Genomic DNA, 15,188 nt, shown 5'->3' with positions numbered 1-15,188 from the left:
AATGAAAGAGGCTCAACCTACTGTCGACGCGGTCGTGCCCACTCAAACTTGGGCTGACTTTACCCTTGGGGATCTGTTCCTCATTCAAAAAGGGCAACGTGTTACCAAAGCGGACCGGAATCCTGGCGCTACCCGTTTCATCGGAGCTACAGAGAAGAACAATGGCGTGACCGATATGGCTGATCTGAAGCCTAACTTCCAAGGTCACTGCCTAACTGTTGTTTATAATGGTAATAGTGTAGGGAATGCATTTTACCAGGATCGACCATTCTTCGCCTGCGATGATGTCAACGTACTCATACCCAGGGAGCAGATTTCGCGATTCTGCATGTTGTTCATTGCTGCCATTATCAAACATGGTCGCAGCAGATTTACGTATGGATACAAATGGACTCTCGCCCGTATGGTGTCCACCTCCGTAAGGCTTCCAGCGAATTCTGAGGGTCTACCTGACTGGCAGGCAATGGAGAATCTCATGAAGGAACTCCCATTTGCCACCGCGGTTGACAGTCTTACCTGAAGGTCAGTGCCGACCAGGTCTCGTCGCCGTTCACGCCGCCGCTGCCCGAACACCGCAGTCATTTGGGGCCCGAAGTGCCGAACACCGGGCCGTATATAACGGCCCGGTGTTCGGATAATGCTGCAGATTTGGCACAGTCCCTGCTGCTACGCCTGGCTACCGTTGAGAAGCGTCCGACGGTTGCCAGCTTCGTCCCCTTCACGTGGCGACCCGTCTTCCGGATGCTCGTTTTGGTTACGGTGACTCGGGAGTGCGAAGCAACTCGATCACATTCCGAAGTGCGGTAGCAGTGTCGAATGTAGAGGAAGTAAGTAGGTCATCTGGAATCGATACATTGAATGCGTCTTCGAGTTCGATGAGGAGCCCCACGGTTCCCATCGAATCTAGGCCCAGGTCAGACAGCCGGTCGTTTGGATCCAGCGGTACTCTGGGGTCGAGGAGCGGGAGGTAGGGGCGGATCATCTGGTCGTACTCATTCATCCATTCGTTCAAGTTGTTTGCTCCTGTGTGTTAGTTGGGGTACTGGGGTTTCAAATGACGGTCACTGCGCGGTCCAGTAGGCTGAGAGCCCCGGTCGCAGTGAGCAATCGATCGTTCGCATAGTTGAGGCTTGCGGAGCGCAGATCACGGAGGCGTCGTTCGAGTGCCAGTGCCGAACCCCTGCGGTATCCGAGCGAGAGACCGGCGAGTTGGACGAGCCTGTCGACCGAACGGTAGGTCAGCTCGGATCCCGCGACCTTCAGCGTGTTGATGTGAATCTGGGTCTGCGGCGTGTCGACGCTCGCGCCCTGTCGCCGGAGCTCGAGCACTTCGTCGACCACCCGATGGAGGTAGGCACCGACGAGCTCCAGGTCGATTCGGATCCTCGCCAGCCGTTCTCTGAACAGATCAGAAGAGACGTCGATGCTTCGCGGCCTGCCAGATGAACGCAGCAGCGAGGTGAAATCCGACGTGGCCGCCCGCGCTGCTCCCAGCCAACAAGAAGCCCAGGCGATGTGCCCGGTCGGTGCCATCGACTCAACGGCGATCGGACGAAATCCGCCGGGAGGACCCACGACCTGAGCGTCGGGGACGGCTCCAGTGAGCGAGATCCCCAGGCTCTCCGTGCCGCGCATGCCGAGGGTGTCCCAGTCGCCCGTCTGTTCGACGGTCAGCTGGGACCGGTCGGCGTAGATCAGGCTGACGCTGTGATCGGCGGCTGTAGCCGAGGATCGCATCGTGATGAGGAACCCGTCGGCGTGCACTGCCCCGGTCACGATGGGCGCGTCGCGGTGAACGACGAGGTTTTCCCCCGCCTTCTGTACCGGTGAGGAATTGGACAGAAGCGTGCTGCCTGCGGGACCGGTGGTCACTGAGCCGAGGTAGAGGCTGCCCTGGACGATACGTGGGAGCAGCGTCTCGGCCAGGCCCTTCGATGCATGCCGAACGAGCACATCGACTTGCTGGCAGTGCATCGCCCAAGCCATGGCCGTGGACAGGCAGCCAGCAGCGAGGACCTGTGCGACCTCCGCGAGATCCGCGAGGTCGCCGCCCATCCCGCCGAACTGCTCCGGCACCAAGAGCCCGAGTAGCCCGTTGTCGCGTAGTCGTTGCATGCTTGCCGCGGGGAACACAGCGGCGCGGTCCGCCTCGGCGGCATGCTCAGCGAGGACTTCCACCGACTCCCGTGCCAGCTCCACCGGTTTCCGAACCTCACGCCCGTTCATGGCCCGCCTGTTCTGCATCACGTGCTTTTCTGAGTGCGCTTCTGCTGCAATGTGTCCGAGTCGCTGACACGATCATGTCGCGTTCGAGCACGATCTCCGGGGGCGCCGACCGGCTAAGGAACGAATGGAGACTGGCGCTGAGCCCGTAGGCGCCGGTATTGGGGAACATCAGCAGGTCGCCCGGTGCGATGAGTGGAAGTTCGACGTTGAGACCGAGGACATCCGCTGGCGTGCACAGCGGGCCGACCAGGGTGGCTGTCTGCACAGGGTCGCCGCTCGGCTCGGGCACGGCGCTCGGGCGGAGGAGTCTGCCGAGGCCGGCCATGCCGCCGAGGTGATTGATACCCCCGTCGAGCACGACGAACGTACGCGTGCCGGAGTACTTGACGTCCATGACCGTGGCGGCATAGCTGCCGCAGTCGCCGACGAGGTAGCGGCCGGATTCGAAGGCGATCCGTGGCCGGCCGCTGCGCCATTCCGGCAGGTGTTCGTCGAGGGTCGCTTCGAGTGCGGGTTTGAGCGTGCGGTACACAGGGCGGTCACCCGGCGTCGCGTACGGCGCCGCGAAGCCGCCGCCGAGGTCGAGCATCTCGAGCTCTACGCCCAGTGCGTCCGCCGCGGTGCACGCGTGCCGAACGCTGCCGACAAAGGCCTCCAAGAGGCTCTCCTCGTCGCGGGCATTGCTGACCGGGAAGAGGTGGAAGCCCGTGACGAGTGTGTGATCGGTTGCGGCGAAAGCGTTCCGAAGCTCCTTGATGTCGTCGAGTTCTACACCGAACTGCGATGCGGTGCCGCTCATGCGCAGGCCCGTGGCTCCCGAGGGGTGGCCGTTCAATCGGACGAGACATTCGGCACGGATGCCCGCAGCGGCCGCTGCCTGCCCGACCCGGAGGTAGTCCTGCACCGACTCGACCGAGAAGCGGCGCACGCCCTTCTTTGCTGCATAGGCGATCTCGTGCTGGGATTTTCCCGGGCCCGTGTAGAGGCATTCATGTGCAGGCGCTCCGCCGTCGAGTGCGGCGTCGAGTTCGCCAGGGGAGCTGATCTCCGGCCTGGCGCCGAGCCCGATCAGCGTCCTCACAAGATCTGGGTGCGGGTTGGCCTTCAGCGAATAATGGAGCAGCGAGGGCGCGGGCAGCGCGGCCGTCAGATCCCGCCAAGCCTCGACGACGTTCTCGAGTCGGTAGATGTACAGCGGGGTCCCATATTGCGCCGCCAAGGACGCGGCCTCGTGAGTGGTCATCCGCGCACCTGCTCGGCAAGGCGCGCGCGGTCCACTTTTCCGTTGGAGGTCAGGGGAAGCGATGCGAACACTATGCACACACGCGGAACCTTCGCCGGCTCCAGCGCTTCTCGGAGGCGTTGCAGTACCGCCTCCGAGCGAAGGTCCGAGACCACGCACAACACCGCTTCGTCAGCCCCGCGAGGCGGCAGCACCACCGCTCGGCGGACGCCGGGGACGGTGTTCGCCGCCTGCTCGATCTCGGTGGCGCTAGTACGCACGCCGCGAGATTTAAACTGGTCGTCCCGACGGCCGCTCAGATAGACGAAGCCCTCGGCGTCGAGGTGCCCCCAGTCGCCGGTATGCAGCCTGACAAGGCCGTCGTCTCCGCTGCGGAACACCTCTCGCGTACGATCCGGCTCCCGCCAGTACCCGGCCATGACATGCGGGCCCGTGACCACGAGTTCGCCGGTCTCAAACGGTGCCAACACCCTTCCTGTGGGATCGATTGCGGTCACGGTGGTCCCGTCAAGAGGGAGGCCTACCGAGCCCGGCCGTGAGAGGTCGCCGTCGGGCAACCCGATGGTGACGCGCTTGCATTCGGTGAGACCGTACATGAGCTGCACTGCGGCCCTGGGAAAGCATTTCCTCAGCGAGATGAGGCGGTCGGGGTCCAGCCGCTCGCCGGTGTTGGTGAACAGGCGGACGGTCCTGTCGGCGCCTCTGCGACGGGCGAGCATGATCAGCATGTCCGCGAGCGCGGGGACCAACGGCACGACAGTGGCTCCGACAGACTCGATGTCCTTGAGGAGCATGGCATCGGACCCGGGGGACGCGAGGGCGATCGCCGCTCCGGCTTCCGCGCAGAGGAAGACCTGGTACAGCCCGTAGTCAAAGGACATCGGCAGGCGTGTGAACACGACGTCGTCAGGGCGGTAACCCAAGCGGGAGGCGATAGCGGCGACGGCGAACGCCACCTGCTCATGTCGGCAGAGCACGCCCTTGGGCTGTGAAGTGCTGCCCGACGTGTAGATGAGTATCGCGGGATCGGTGTGGTCAGCGATCGACCGATCGAATGCGAGCGGCGACGCGGGGAGGCTGCCCCATACCTTTCGAGGGGAGAAGGTGCTCCGCTCATAGGTGGTCGGCGGGTGTTGATCAGAGACGGCAAGAGCGGGCCCGGCGTCGCCGAGCAGGTAATCGCGCTCCGGAGCCGTGAGTGAGGCGGAGACTGGAACGCACACGGCGCCGATGGCGAGGCAGCCGTATAGCATCGCGGCGAACCGGCGATCGGGCAGTGCGTCCACTGCGATCCGATCCCCCTTTTCGACGCCGCGGTCAAGCAGCCATTGCGAGAAGCGCCCGGCTTCATGGAGCAGTTCGGCGTACGTGAAGGAGCCCTCTCCATCGAACAAGGCGACAGCCTTCGGACCGCGTCTCGCAGCGGTCGCCAGTAGCCTGTGCACCAGCGCAGGTCGCTTTTCCGACGAAAGGCCCCCTTGATCGGAGCCGTCGATTGCGGCCACGTCCATCGATCACCCGCCTTGAAAAGTTTGCCGGAGCGTCATGTGGTCTGAACGGCAATGACCGTACACGCGATGCTTGCTTAGGGACAGATTCGCAACTGAGACATGAATACGCGACACTGCCGGCCTGGACCGTTGAACGCCGGGTCTGTAACTTCGATCAGGCGTCGCGATGAATGGCCTGGCGCTGCCCGACACGATGCCTGCTCACAAGGAGATCGTTCGCATGGTTGTGGAGTCAGAGTCCTTCCGCAGTGCCATCTCACGTGTGCCGTTTCCAGTCGCGATCGTCACCGCGCTCGGTGCGGACGGCGGACCGGTCGGATTCACCGCGAGCTCAATTTGCTCTTTGAGCGTGTCACCGCCCTCATTGCTCGTATGCGTCGACCACACGACCCGGTCATGCGGCGTGATGCGCGACTGCGAGGAATTCGGAGTCGACTACCTCTCGACCGAGCACCGGGCCGTCGCGCGGCTCTTCGCCACCAGCGGCGCGGACAAGTTCGGTTCACCGCACGTTGTCGCCGGTGACGACGACCGACCGCGCATCGCGGCGTCGCTGCTGCACTTGCGGTGCAAGGTCGAGCGGCGATTCGACAGTTTCGACCACTTGGTTGTGATCGGCAGCGTCCACTCGGTCAAGGAGCACGACGGCCGGCCGCTCCTGATCGAACGTCGAGCATTCACATCCCCGGAGACCGTCGACAGGACCCCGCCGAACGTCAGGCGATTACGGGACAGGTGTGGCATACGGGATGCGCGTAGATTGCATCGCACGCGTCTGCGCAATGCGACACAGCAAATCCGAAGGAGAGGTCGACATCGGATGCAGGTTTTCTCAGTAACTCCAAAATCCGTTGCTCCACTGCAGACCGGGTTTGCCAAGCAGATGGCAGAAACCGCAAGGAAATGCGACGATGCGGGCTGGACTGGGCTCCTTGTCCCGCACAACCTGCATGAAGTGGATCCGTGGCTGGTCGCCGGGCATCTGGGCTTGCTGTCGGACTCGCTCATCCCTCTAGTCGCAGTTCAGCCTTCGTCCCTCCCGCCGCATACGGCTGCGGCGGCGGCTGCGGCCTTCGCGAGTTTGTACGGGCGGCCGCTCAACTTCAACCTGGTCGCCGGAGCGCGGGAGGACGAGCTCAGAGCGACAGGTGACGGGCTGTCCCATGACGAGCGGTACGACCGGCTCCTGGAGTACGGCCGGGTCCTGCGTGCATTGGTGCGCGGCGAACGCGTGGACCACCGCGGCCGCTTCTACCGGTACGAGGGGTATCGGATGTCGCCGTGTCCGGACGTCCTCGCCCAGTGCAAGTTCTTCGTCGCCGGCTCGTCGGCGAAGGGTCTCGGTGTCGCCATGGAGATCGCCGATGTGGTGGTCACGCATCCGGGTCCTGTCGACGAATGGCGTCGCAAGTTCCTGGACCCGCTGCGTTCGGCCGGCTACACCGGCGAGATCGGCATCAGGATCGGTGTCGTCGCCAGACCCAATCGACCTGAGGCGTGGGCCACGGCGCTCGAACGCTATCCGGAGACCCGCAAGGGAAAAATGGAGACGGTGCTGAAGGCGCGGTCGTCGAACGCATGGGCAAGGCAGCTCGCGGAGAGCGCGATCCGCGGTGACGCACAACAGGATGGCGTGTACTGGCTGGGAGCCTTCAAGAGTGGACGTGTCAGCGCGCCGTTCTTCGTGGGCTCATATGAGGAGGTTGCCGCCCTCATTGGAAAATATCGTCAGTCCGGGGTGGGCCATGTTCTGCTGAGCGGCAGCGAAAGCGTCGATGACTTCGCGCATATCAACGCCGCACTCGGTAAGACTGGTGCAGACCGGTTCGAGAAGCCCGGTTCCTGAGCAGCGAGACCATCAGCGCGCGGCGCATCGACTCCCGACGAGCGGATCGCGGGACAAGCCATTTTGTCTTCAAACTTCATGGTCTGCATAACACTGGAGGTCAGTTACACCTGTCCATTGAATGCGGGACATGCGTATTCGGCAAAATGACTGATAGCTTTCTGGATAGACATTCAGTGGTGTCGCTCCTGATTGGTGCGGCGGGGATTTTGGCGCATGGAGGCAAATGTGGAAGCTTACCAAGAACGAGTCGTCGACTATTTCGCCGGCAAGGCCGAGGCCTATGACGATGTCATTCATCAGGACTACTGGCGGTTGTCGGACGGTCTGCTGTGGGAATGCATCGAGACTGAGGTGATCGACGACCGCGGCTCCAAGCTGCGGTTGCTCGACGCCGGAGGCGGGACGGGTCGATGGTCGGAGAAATTCCTCACCGCACTGCCCGAGTCTCACGCAGTCGTCTACGACTTGAGCCCCGACATGCGCATGCAAGCAGCGAAGCGAGCCGAGCGGCCCGAACTCGAAGGCCGATTGAGCGTGGAGGCCGGCGATCTCGATTCGCTGGACGAGGCCTATGGCGCGGATGAATTCGACGTCGTGTTCTGCTTCCATAACGTCCTGGGATTCGTCGCCGATCCGCAGCGCGTGCTTCGGCATTTCAGCCGCGTGCTGCGGCCAGGCGGCAAGCTCGTGATGGTGGTACCCAACGTTTACCACATGGCGTACTTCTCGCTAGCCATTGGCGATGTGGACGGAGCGGAGCAGATCGCGGCGGAGGGCCGGGGCAGATTCACCGCGGAGATGCCGACGATCACCGCGTTCAAGCCAGCGCAGTTGCGCGCGATGGCCGAGCATGCGGAATTCGGCGTCGACCGGATGATCGGGTTCCCCGTGGCGATCTATCCGGGATATCAGGAGACGCAACTGCATGGGAACACCGAGCAGCTCGGGGACTTGCTCAGCGACCCTGACCGATTTGAGCGAATCAAGCAGATCGAGAGCCGCCTGATCAGAGAACCTGAAACGGTCGAACGCGGCAACAACCTCCTGATGATCGCCACTCGGTAGCAACGCTCGGACGCGGTTCGCGGACTCGGAAGAAAGGACAGGAAGCACCTATGAACGACAAGCGATACGCGGGCGTCGTCGCGCCTCGCACCTGGGGGAAGCCCTCTGAGCATTTCGTGTCGGCCATCGAATCCGACTGGTACATCGGACTTACCCGAATCTACGCGGCCATCGTGCAGTCGACGTTTGAGTTCTACGAGAGCCGTAGCATCGATCCGGTCTTGATGCCGGTCACGGTGGGATCGGTGTCCAGCCCGATGGGACGAGGAAGCGACAGCCTCCCGGTGAAGATCGACCTGCTGGGCACGCCGACTTACCTAGCGGACTCGATGCAGTTCCAGCTCGAGTTCATGCTGCGGCACGGTTTGACAGGCGCGTACTACATCATGCCGACATTCCGGGGGGAAGCGGCCGACGAGACGCACTTGAACCAGTTCTTCCACTCGGAGGCCGAGGTTCTCGGCGGTCTCGATACGGTCATGCACCTGGTCGAATCCTATGTTTCGGCCTTGGGGCAGGGTTTGCTGAATAGCAAAGAAGCCGGCCGGTTCGAGCAGATGGCGGGTGGACTCGACCATGTAGTCCGTCTTGTGGAGCAGGATGAGATCCCGCGGGTCACCTTCGAGGAGGCGCGAAAGCAGCTCGGCGATTCCGCCTTCACGGAGCTCGAGCCGGGCGTTCCGGGCATCACTCGGGAAGGCGAGCTGCGCCTCATCGAGCAGTATGGCGGCGCGGTCTGGCTCTCTCGTCCTCCGAGCCTCTCTGTGCCGTTCTACCAGCGGATCGACGCGGACGGCAACGCTGAATGCGCAGATCTGCTTCTCGGAATCGGCGAAGTCGTAGGCTGCGGGGCGCGGCATCGCGATGGGTCGGACGTGCGGGAAGCGCTGCGCGCACACATGGTCGACGAGCAGGAGTATGAGTGGTATGTCCGGATGAAGGACGAATACCCAATGGAGACCGCGGGCTTCGGGCTGGGGATCGAACGGTTCGTAGCCTGGGCGCTGCGGCACGACGACGTCCGAGATCTTCATGTCATGCCCCGCATCCGCGGCGTCGAGTCCTGGGTCTAGCTATGAGCGATGCGGTGGAGGGTGTCCGGCCGAAGCTCCGTGGACGCCCGCTTCGTCCCGGCGACGTTATCCAATTGGTGTCGCCGGCCATCGACGGTCCCTCGCAGTTTCCGACCCCTTACGGCAGGGGCGTCGAACAGCTTCGCGCACATGGATACACGGTAAAAGAGTCTCCGGGCGGCGCGGCGACGCCCGAGGCACGCGCAACGCAGATCAACCTGGCGTTTGCCGACCCGGACGTGCGCGCCGTCATCTGCACCATCGGCGGGACGACGAGCGCGGAGACTCTCGATCTCCTCGACTACGAGACCATCCGCCGCAACCCCAAGATCTTCTGCGGATACTCCGATATCACCAGTGTTCACCTCGCCCTACGCCAGCGATCGGGCCTAGTTACGTTCTACGGTCCGGCGGTCATTCCGCAGTGGGGTGTCGTCGGCGGTCCGCTGAGTTATATGGTTGCGCACTTCCGATCGGTCCTGGACAGTTCGGCGTCCTATCCGTTCGCCGTCCCGACCTCCGACTTCGCGGTGCACGACAGCGACTTCGGGCGAGCCGAAACCACCGGAACGCCCCTTCGTCCGACCTTCGGGCAACACCGAGCGGTGCTCAGACAGGGACGTGGCACAGGAGAGCTCATACCGGTCTGCCTTCCCACCTTGGCGAGCCTGATCGGCACACGGTGGGAACCGGACTGGCATGGAGGGATCCTCCTGCTGGACATCCCCGAATTTCCGTACACATTGGATGAAATACGCTCCGATCTCGGCCTGCTGCGCGGAGTCGGCGCGTTCGACCGGTTGTCCGGGTTGGTGATGGGTCGACTGCGAATGCGCTCACCCGATGAAACCGAGTGCGTCCACAGTCTGATCCTGGAATACGTCGAGGGTGGTGACTACCCGGTTCTGGCGGATTTCGAAGGCGGCCATACTGATCCGCTACCAACCCTACCGATCGGAGTGGAAGCGGTATTGGATGGTGCGGCGCTGATCCTGGCGGAATCGGGAACCATGGACTTATAGCTCCCACTCGATGGGTACCGAACGAAGAAGGTCGAGGAGACGATGACGAACCGAATGAAGCGCAACGCAGTCCGCGTACTACTAGCCAATCCCGCCAAGGAGATCCTGCTCGTCCACGGCCGGTCCCTGGTGGACGCGAGTGCGGGCCGCTGGTGGTTTCCGGTGGGCGGAGGGATCGAACCCGGCGAATCTGTGGAAGAGGCGGCCAAGCGCGAAGTCTTGGAGGAGACCGGTATCGCCGACCTCGAACTCGGCGCCACCGTGGGTTTCCGGACCTCGACTTTCCCCTACCTCGAGGACACGCTGCTCGAACAGTACGAGACCTACATCGTCGCCACGACAACCGCCACTGACCTTGACTACAGACGCTGGACCGACATCGAACGCGAGCAGCTCCTGGAGATGCGCTGGTGGTCGAGCGATGCGCTCCTCAAGACCGACGAGCGCATCGTGCCCGATCGGCTCCCGGAACTCTGGGCCGACCTCAAAGACGGCCGCTACCCCGACCAGTTGATCGACATAGGTGAATGAAGAAAGCAGGCTGATGATGACACAGACTGAGCGGGACCGGATGGTGTACGACCGGATCTGGCAGTCGCCTCCGAACTCACGACCCTCGGACACGGCGGTGCTTATGATCGATCGCCTGCTTGCTTCAGCCTCCGGGGGGAAGGCAGAAATTGCCGACCTCGGCTGTGGCAGCGGCAGACACGCCCTCTACGCGGCCGGTCAGGGTGTCGTGGTGCACGCGGTTGACCATAACGCAGTCGCGATCGAGCACCTGGAATCGGTTGCGAAAGCGCTTCCGGTCAACGCCGTCCAAGCGGACCTGCGAGCCTGGCTCGACTCCGCAGAACCCGATTCACTCGATGGCATCATCTGCTTTGACGCGATGCACCACACCGACGGCGATTACGACAACCAGGTCCACCTGCTCAGCCGCATGGCCGAGGTGACCCGGCCGAAGGGCCTAGTGCTCATGACATATCTGGCCGACATCTCGTTCTCAACCGGTGAAAGGCCCGCACACCGCGTCGAACTCGACCAGGAAACGGCCACACGGCTGCTCGACACCTTGATCGCACAGGCGAGACCGCTGGTGCAGAAGACCAAACGAATCCGTCGCCCTCAGGCGATGAGCCGCGACGATGCAACCGGCAGTCTCGTACCCGCCGTCTACGAAGCCACGAGGGTCCTCAGACTGTTCGAGATCGACAGGTGATCCATTGAGCGGCGAGATGGTACAAGTTCCCGGGTGCCGAGCAGTGGTGGACCTGGGGGGCCTGCGGGTAGCCGCTGGGGCGACGACGCGGTGGGGCGTCCTTTTCCGCAGCGACCGGAGTAGGAACGTCGACGAGTCCTCCGCCGACGCGCTGGTGCGGATCGGTGTGGAGGCAGTAATTGACCTCCGAACCGAAGAGGAGGCCAGGAAGCGCCCGGCGCTTTTGGCGGGCGCCCCTGGCATCAGCCATGTTCGCATCGAACTCGGAAGCGAACTCCAGGCTCCCGGCCTCGGAGACATCGACTCGCTCAGTCCGCTGTACCGGGCCCTGATCGACGACCGCGCGGAGCACTTCGTCCGGGTCGCCGAGGCGGTGGCCGCGATGGAGGGGCGGCCGACGCTGTTCCATTGCACCGCCGGCCGGGACCGGACCGGTCTGACGGCGGCAGTCCTGCTTGAGGTACTGGGCGTGGCGCGGCGTGAGGTCATCCGCCAGCAGCGGATGGTCTGCGAGGCGATCGCGCCCGACGTCGCTGAGCGCCGTCGCCGGTGGATCGAGAAGGGACGATCCGCCGAGGAGTTCGACCGGTTCAATGACGGCGAGATGCACGCGCTGGCGATGGCGCTCAACCGCATCGATGAGCGATACGGATCGGCGACCGAGATGCTGCTGCGGCACGGTGCCTCCCCGGATCTGCCGCTGCGCCTGCGTTCAGGCTTGCTGGCTGCGGGCCACGGATCCCAGCAACTCCATACAGGATCTCCCGCCTGATTGGCCGACGCCGGCAAACGCCTGAAAGGACAAAGAATGGACGCATCCCGGAATTTGCACGCGACTTGGCTCTTCTTGAAGCAAAGCAGTGTCGCAGCCTCGGACGCCCGCCGCCAAGAATCGGCTCTCCAGCTTCTGGATGACGGTGACTTTGACCCTGATCTACTGATCGGACTCGCGGCCCGGCAGGGGCTCGTGCCGTCGCTGGCATCCTTCTTCGGCGATATTGACCGATCGATTCGATTGCCGCACAAGACAAGACAGATGCTGCGCGATGCATTGCTGTTCAACCGGTTGAAGGCCCGCGAATACCTTGCCGAGGCCTCCCGGATTGGTGAGGCGCTCGCCGAGGCCGGTGTGCCGTTCGCATTCACAAAGGGCATCGTCGCGCAACTCGAACTGTACGACGAGATCGGGCAACGCACATTCAACGACATCGATGTCATGGCCGTCCCTTCCGACGGGGACCGGATCCACGAGGTCCTTCAGGGCCTCGGTTACGTCGACGACCGTTGGTACGACGACGTGCACCGGGAATGGCACGCCGTGCCGCGATCGAAGCAGCTCATCTACTCCCTGTACCGGGACCACCTGCAGCACCATTACCGGGTCGACGACCGTTCGCCGGTCAGCTTCTGTGTCGACGTGGCCTTCACCTTCACATGGGCGCGGAGCGAATGGGACGTCCCGCTGGGGCCTGCTCTTGAGAACTATCGTGAGGTCGTCCACGACGATCTCGGCAGCATGGGTCCGTTGCGAGCGCTTCCAAAGGCGCATGACCTGCTGTTCCACATGCTGCACTTGTTCCGTGAGGGATGGTTCGAGCGCACGATCAAGTCCAAGGACCTGCGTTTGGCGCAGTTTGTCGACATCGTCTTCGCTTGGGAGGCCATGAGCCCGGACGAGCAGCGCGCGCTGCGCGAGCTCATCGCGGATCGCGGGGTCGGCCTGCCCGCAGCGTGGGTCGCTTTCCATACCGACGCACTTTTCGGGACCGGGCTCGTCGAGGAGCTGGGACTCGCGCATCTCGCGGTCGAGGAATGGACCAACAGTGCATCCGGCGCCAATTCCTATCTTCGTTGGGAGGGCACCATGGAGGAACGGCTGCGTGGCCGGTGCACGCACCTCGAGAGGATCGACGATGTCGGATTCTTGAAGGAGCTCGGCTTGGGTGCGGGTGCATCTGCGTGATGAGCGGGACCGGTGACAGCGAACCCGAGATGGTTCTCGGCGAGCAGGCGGCGAGCAGCCCCGGCGGTAACGACCAGACGCGCCCCCCCAGCCGCATGCTCGACTGGCTGCGATCGGTCATCGGAGACCGGTTCGAGATCAAATTGATCTCGAGCTCGAACAATCCGGTCTGGTCGGTGGACGTGGACGGCGAACGATTCGTCGCGAAGTGGCTGAGGGACACCTCCAGCGACCTTGAACTGGAACATCGCGTCCTCACATCGCTGACGCCGCTGAGGCAGTCACGTGATGCCGGCAGCGTTCGAGTGCACGTCGACAGGACCGGCTACCTGCTTGCCGAGCTGGTCGAAGGCGTCTCGCTTGACGCTGTGCTGCAGAAGGGGGACCCGAGCCCGGAGGAGGCCCGGTCGTGGTTCGCCGACTGGCAGGGACTGCTGGACGCAATCGCAGCGATCCCAGTGCACGGCTTCGGGAAAGCCGACGTTGACGGGCGAGCCCCGGAGAGGACTTGGACCGGTTTCCTCAGGAACTACCTTCAGTCTCAGCACATCAAGGGCCCGCGGATGCACTCACTCCGGGGACGTCAACTGGAACGGGCACTCGACGAAGTCGCCAACGAACTCGACTTGCGGACGCTGGTCCCGAAACTGATCCCGGCGGACGTGAACAACCGGAATTTCATCGTCACCCCTGACAGTGTCCTCGTCAACATCAACCTGCCCGTCCATTGGAACGGCGACCCTCTGAAACCGTTTGGTGAGGCGCTGATCCATTGGGAAGGAACGTCACTCGGGCTCGAAGCGAAAAAGCAGGCCCCCGGTCCCGAGCGCCTGCTGCACTTCTACGCGGCCTATCACGCGTACGTGATCCTCGTTTTCGTTGAGCGGTTCAGCCCGGTTCCGGTCGAGGAAGCGACTCCGTGGGGTCGGCCCACCCCGGTCCTGGAGTTGCTCGACCGGCATTTGCATTCGATGAGAGGACAGTCATCATGACCAGCGACGTCATAAGTGCCGTGCTCGGCCACCGACGCAACGCCGCCCGGGTGCGCGTCTCCGGAAACGCGGCGCAATTCCGTACGCTCGTAGAAGCATGCGCCCCATGGATCACCGTATGCGACGACCGCGACTCGCCATTCCACATCTCCATGCGTCCCGAGTTCGCGACCGCGGACCGGCACACGACTCTCGACTTCAGCGCCGAGGGCGAACCCGTGCGGCGGGTGCGCGTCTCGGACCGGGGTGAGATCGTCGTCGACGCACAGGACGACGCCTGGATCGTCCTCCAGACCCTCAGAGCCGTCCGCAACCTCCTTCGATGGCAGACCTTCACGAAGGACACTTTGTTCCTGCACGGGGGCATGACCGTGTTCGACGGAAGGGGCGTTGCCTTCGTCGGTGCCAAGCGCGCAGGCAAGACCTCTTCGATCCTCGGCTCGCTATGCGCGGGAGCGGATTTCGTCGTGAACGACGACCTCACGGTCGTCGAGGACGCAGGCGAGTTCGTCGGTTACGGTTGGCCGCGTTCTATCGGCATTCGCGGCGACTCGATCACGAGCCTGCGCGAGGGGTTCCCCGAGCTGATAGCCGGATACCGGTCCAGCGACCACCCTGCCAACCGGTTCGGTCGCGCCGACGCTCCCGACGATATACCCGACCTGATATCGCTGCGGCCATCCGAACTCGCCGCTGCGGCACGCGCTGAACTGCTGGTCGACGCACGGCTCCGGATGATCGTTCTGCCCCGCTTCGAGGACGGGCCGCGGCCGGGTTTGGTCCGGTTCACACCAGAGGAGGCGTTCGAGCGGCTGCTGCCGCATGTCGAGCACGAGCCGGTGAAATACGACCCGTTCATGCGGGACTGGTTCCCTTCGACGCTTGCCCCCGATCCGGTCCGCTGGCTGGAGGCCATCACCGGGCGCCTACCGGTCTATGCCCTCACTCAGAGCATGGACCAGCTTGAACACGCGGCGAACCTGGTCAAGAAGGCCGTCGCTTCGCTGGACGAGGAGTGACAG

General features: G+C 63.4%; 15 protein-coding genes. 11 read left to right on the top strand and 4 right to left on the bottom strand.

Annotated elements, in window-relative coordinates; all coding sequences use genetic code 11:
• The first annotated feature begins 1 nt into the window (after position 1).
• Positions 2-520 (top strand): restriction endonuclease subunit S, encoded by a 519-nt coding sequence (locus ACZ60M_RS16020; RefSeq protein WP_465418771.1) that lies wholly within the window; start codon positions 2-4, stop codon positions 518-520.
• A 234-nt stretch (positions 521-754) separates the two neighbouring features.
• Here ACZ60M_RS16020 and ACZ60M_RS16015 read toward each other — a convergent pair whose 3' ends face one another.
• The 4 genes from ACZ60M_RS16015 to ACZ60M_RS16000 are packed head-to-tail and all read right to left on the bottom strand — an operon-like array spanning position 755 to position 4,980.
• Positions 755-1,012 (bottom strand): phosphopantetheine-binding protein, encoded by a 258-nt coding sequence (locus tag ACZ60M_RS16015; protein ID WP_465418722.1) that lies wholly within the window; start codon positions 1,010-1,012, stop codon positions 755-757.
• Between the two features lie 38 nt (positions 1,013-1,050).
• A complete protein-coding gene (locus ACZ60M_RS16010) occupies positions 1,051-2,199 on the bottom strand; it encodes an acyl-CoA dehydrogenase family protein (protein ID WP_465418720.1) in 1,149 nt (382 codons plus the stop codon).
• Positions 2,200-2,212: 13 nt separating this feature from the next.
• Complete coding sequence (locus ACZ60M_RS16005) at positions 2,213-3,469, bottom strand: type III PLP-dependent enzyme domain-containing protein (RefSeq protein ID WP_465418718.1); 1,257 nt, start codon at positions 3,467-3,469, stop codon at positions 2,213-2,215.
• Positions 3,466-4,980: a class I adenylate-forming enzyme family protein gene (locus ACZ60M_RS16000; protein WP_465418716.1), complete on the bottom strand. Its 1,515-nt coding sequence runs from the start codon at positions 4,978-4,980 to the stop codon at positions 3,466-3,468. Before ACZ60M_RS16000 ends, ACZ60M_RS16005 begins: the two co-directional genes overlap by 4 nt.
• Before the next feature lie 166 nt (positions 4,981-5,146).
• On the opposite strand from ACZ60M_RS16000, the gene ACZ60M_RS15995 reads away from it, so the two are divergent.
• From ACZ60M_RS15995 to ACZ60M_RS15950, 10 genes are all read left to right on the top strand, one after another.
• Positions 5,147-6,826 (top strand): LLM class flavin-dependent oxidoreductase, encoded by a 1,680-nt coding sequence (locus ACZ60M_RS15995; protein WP_465418715.1) that lies wholly within the window; start codon positions 5,147-5,149, stop codon positions 6,824-6,826.
• Between the two features lie 228 nt (positions 6,827-7,054).
• Complete coding sequence (locus ACZ60M_RS15990; protein WP_465418713.1) at positions 7,055-7,894, top strand: class I SAM-dependent methyltransferase; 840 nt, start codon at positions 7,055-7,057, stop codon at positions 7,892-7,894.
• 50 nt (positions 7,895-7,944) lie between these two features.
• On the top strand, positions 7,945-8,967 hold the full coding sequence (locus ACZ60M_RS15985; protein ID WP_465418711.1) for an amino acid--tRNA ligase-related protein: 1,023 nt from the start codon (positions 7,945-7,947) through the stop codon (positions 8,965-8,967).
• Positions 8,968-8,969: 2 nt separating this feature from the next.
• Complete coding sequence (locus ACZ60M_RS15980; protein WP_465418709.1) at positions 8,970-9,989, top strand: S66 peptidase family protein; 1,020 nt, start codon at positions 8,970-8,972, stop codon at positions 9,987-9,989.
• Between the two features lie 54 nt (positions 9,990-10,043).
• Positions 10,044-10,520, top strand: a complete 477-nt coding sequence (locus ACZ60M_RS15975) for an NUDIX hydrolase (RefSeq protein ID WP_465418707.1) — start codon at positions 10,044-10,046, stop codon at positions 10,518-10,520.
• A 103-nt stretch (positions 10,521-10,623) separates the two neighbouring features.
• A complete protein-coding gene (locus ACZ60M_RS15970; protein ID WP_465418705.1) occupies positions 10,624-11,211 on the top strand; it encodes a class I SAM-dependent methyltransferase in 588 nt (195 codons plus the stop codon).
• On the top strand, positions 11,138-11,983 hold the full coding sequence (locus tag ACZ60M_RS15965; protein WP_465418703.1) for a tyrosine-protein phosphatase: 846 nt from the start codon (positions 11,138-11,140) through the stop codon (positions 11,981-11,983). Before ACZ60M_RS15970 ends, ACZ60M_RS15965 begins: the two co-directional genes overlap by 74 nt.
• Positions 11,984-12,019: 36 nt before the next feature.
• On the top strand, positions 12,020-13,174 hold the full coding sequence (locus ACZ60M_RS15960; RefSeq protein WP_465418701.1) for a nucleotidyltransferase family protein: 1,155 nt from the start codon (positions 12,020-12,022) through the stop codon (positions 13,172-13,174).
• On the top strand, positions 13,174-14,166 hold the full coding sequence (locus ACZ60M_RS15955) for a protein kinase family protein (RefSeq protein WP_465418699.1): 993 nt from the start codon (positions 13,174-13,176) through the stop codon (positions 14,164-14,166). Before ACZ60M_RS15960 ends, ACZ60M_RS15955 begins: the two co-directional genes overlap by 1 nt.
• On the top strand, positions 14,163-15,185 hold the full coding sequence (locus ACZ60M_RS15950; RefSeq protein ID WP_465418697.1) for a hypothetical protein: 1,023 nt from the start codon (positions 14,163-14,165) through the stop codon (positions 15,183-15,185). The genes ACZ60M_RS15955 and ACZ60M_RS15950 overlap by 4 nt, the downstream gene beginning before the upstream one ends.
• Positions 15,186-15,188: the final 3 nt, after the last annotated feature.

The sequence above is a fragment of the Glycomyces sp. NPDC050141 genome, assembly GCF_055586545.1.
Note: the sequence above shows the minus strand (reverse complement) of the source record. Positions and strands in the feature narration are given on the sequence as shown.

Bases quoted from the DNA above. Each gene is read 5' to 3' on its own strand.
- ACZ60M_RS16020 (WP_465418771.1), top strand. From the start codon at position 2: ATGAAAGAGGCTCAACCTACTGTCGACGCGGTCGTGCCCACTCAAACT.
- ACZ60M_RS16005 (WP_465418718.1), bottom strand. From the start codon at position 3,469: ATGACCACTCACGAGGCCGCGTCCTTGGCGGCGCAATATGGGACCCCG.
- ACZ60M_RS16000 (WP_465418716.1), bottom strand. From the start codon at position 4,980: ATGGACGTGGCCGCAATCGACGGCTCCGATCAAGGGGGCCTTTCGTCG.
- ACZ60M_RS15995 (WP_465418715.1), top strand. From the start codon at position 5,147: ATGAATGGCCTGGCGCTGCCCGACACGATGCCTGCTCACAAGGAGATC.
- ACZ60M_RS15985 (WP_465418711.1), top strand. From the start codon at position 7,945: ATGAACGACAAGCGATACGCGGGCGTCGTCGCGCCTCGCACCTGGGGG.
- ACZ60M_RS15980 (WP_465418709.1), top strand. From the start codon at position 8,970: ATGAGCGATGCGGTGGAGGGTGTCCGGCCGAAGCTCCGTGGACGCCCG.
- ACZ60M_RS15975 (WP_465418707.1), top strand. From the start codon at position 10,044: ATGAAGCGCAACGCAGTCCGCGTACTACTAGCCAATCCCGCCAAGGAG.
- ACZ60M_RS15970 (WP_465418705.1), top strand. From the start codon at position 10,624: ATGATCGATCGCCTGCTTGCTTCAGCCTCCGGGGGGAAGGCAGAAATT.
- ACZ60M_RS15965 (WP_465418703.1), top strand. From the start codon at position 11,138: ATGCAACCGGCAGTCTCGTACCCGCCGTCTACGAAGCCACGAGGGTCC.
- ACZ60M_RS15960 (WP_465418701.1), top strand. From the start codon at position 12,020: ATGGACGCATCCCGGAATTTGCACGCGACTTGGCTCTTCTTGAAGCAA.
- ACZ60M_RS15955 (WP_465418699.1), top strand. From the start codon at position 13,174: ATGAGCGGGACCGGTGACAGCGAACCCGAGATGGTTCTCGGCGAGCAG.
- ACZ60M_RS15950 (WP_465418697.1), top strand. From the start codon at position 14,163: ATGACCAGCGACGTCATAAGTGCCGTGCTCGGCCACCGACGCAACGCC.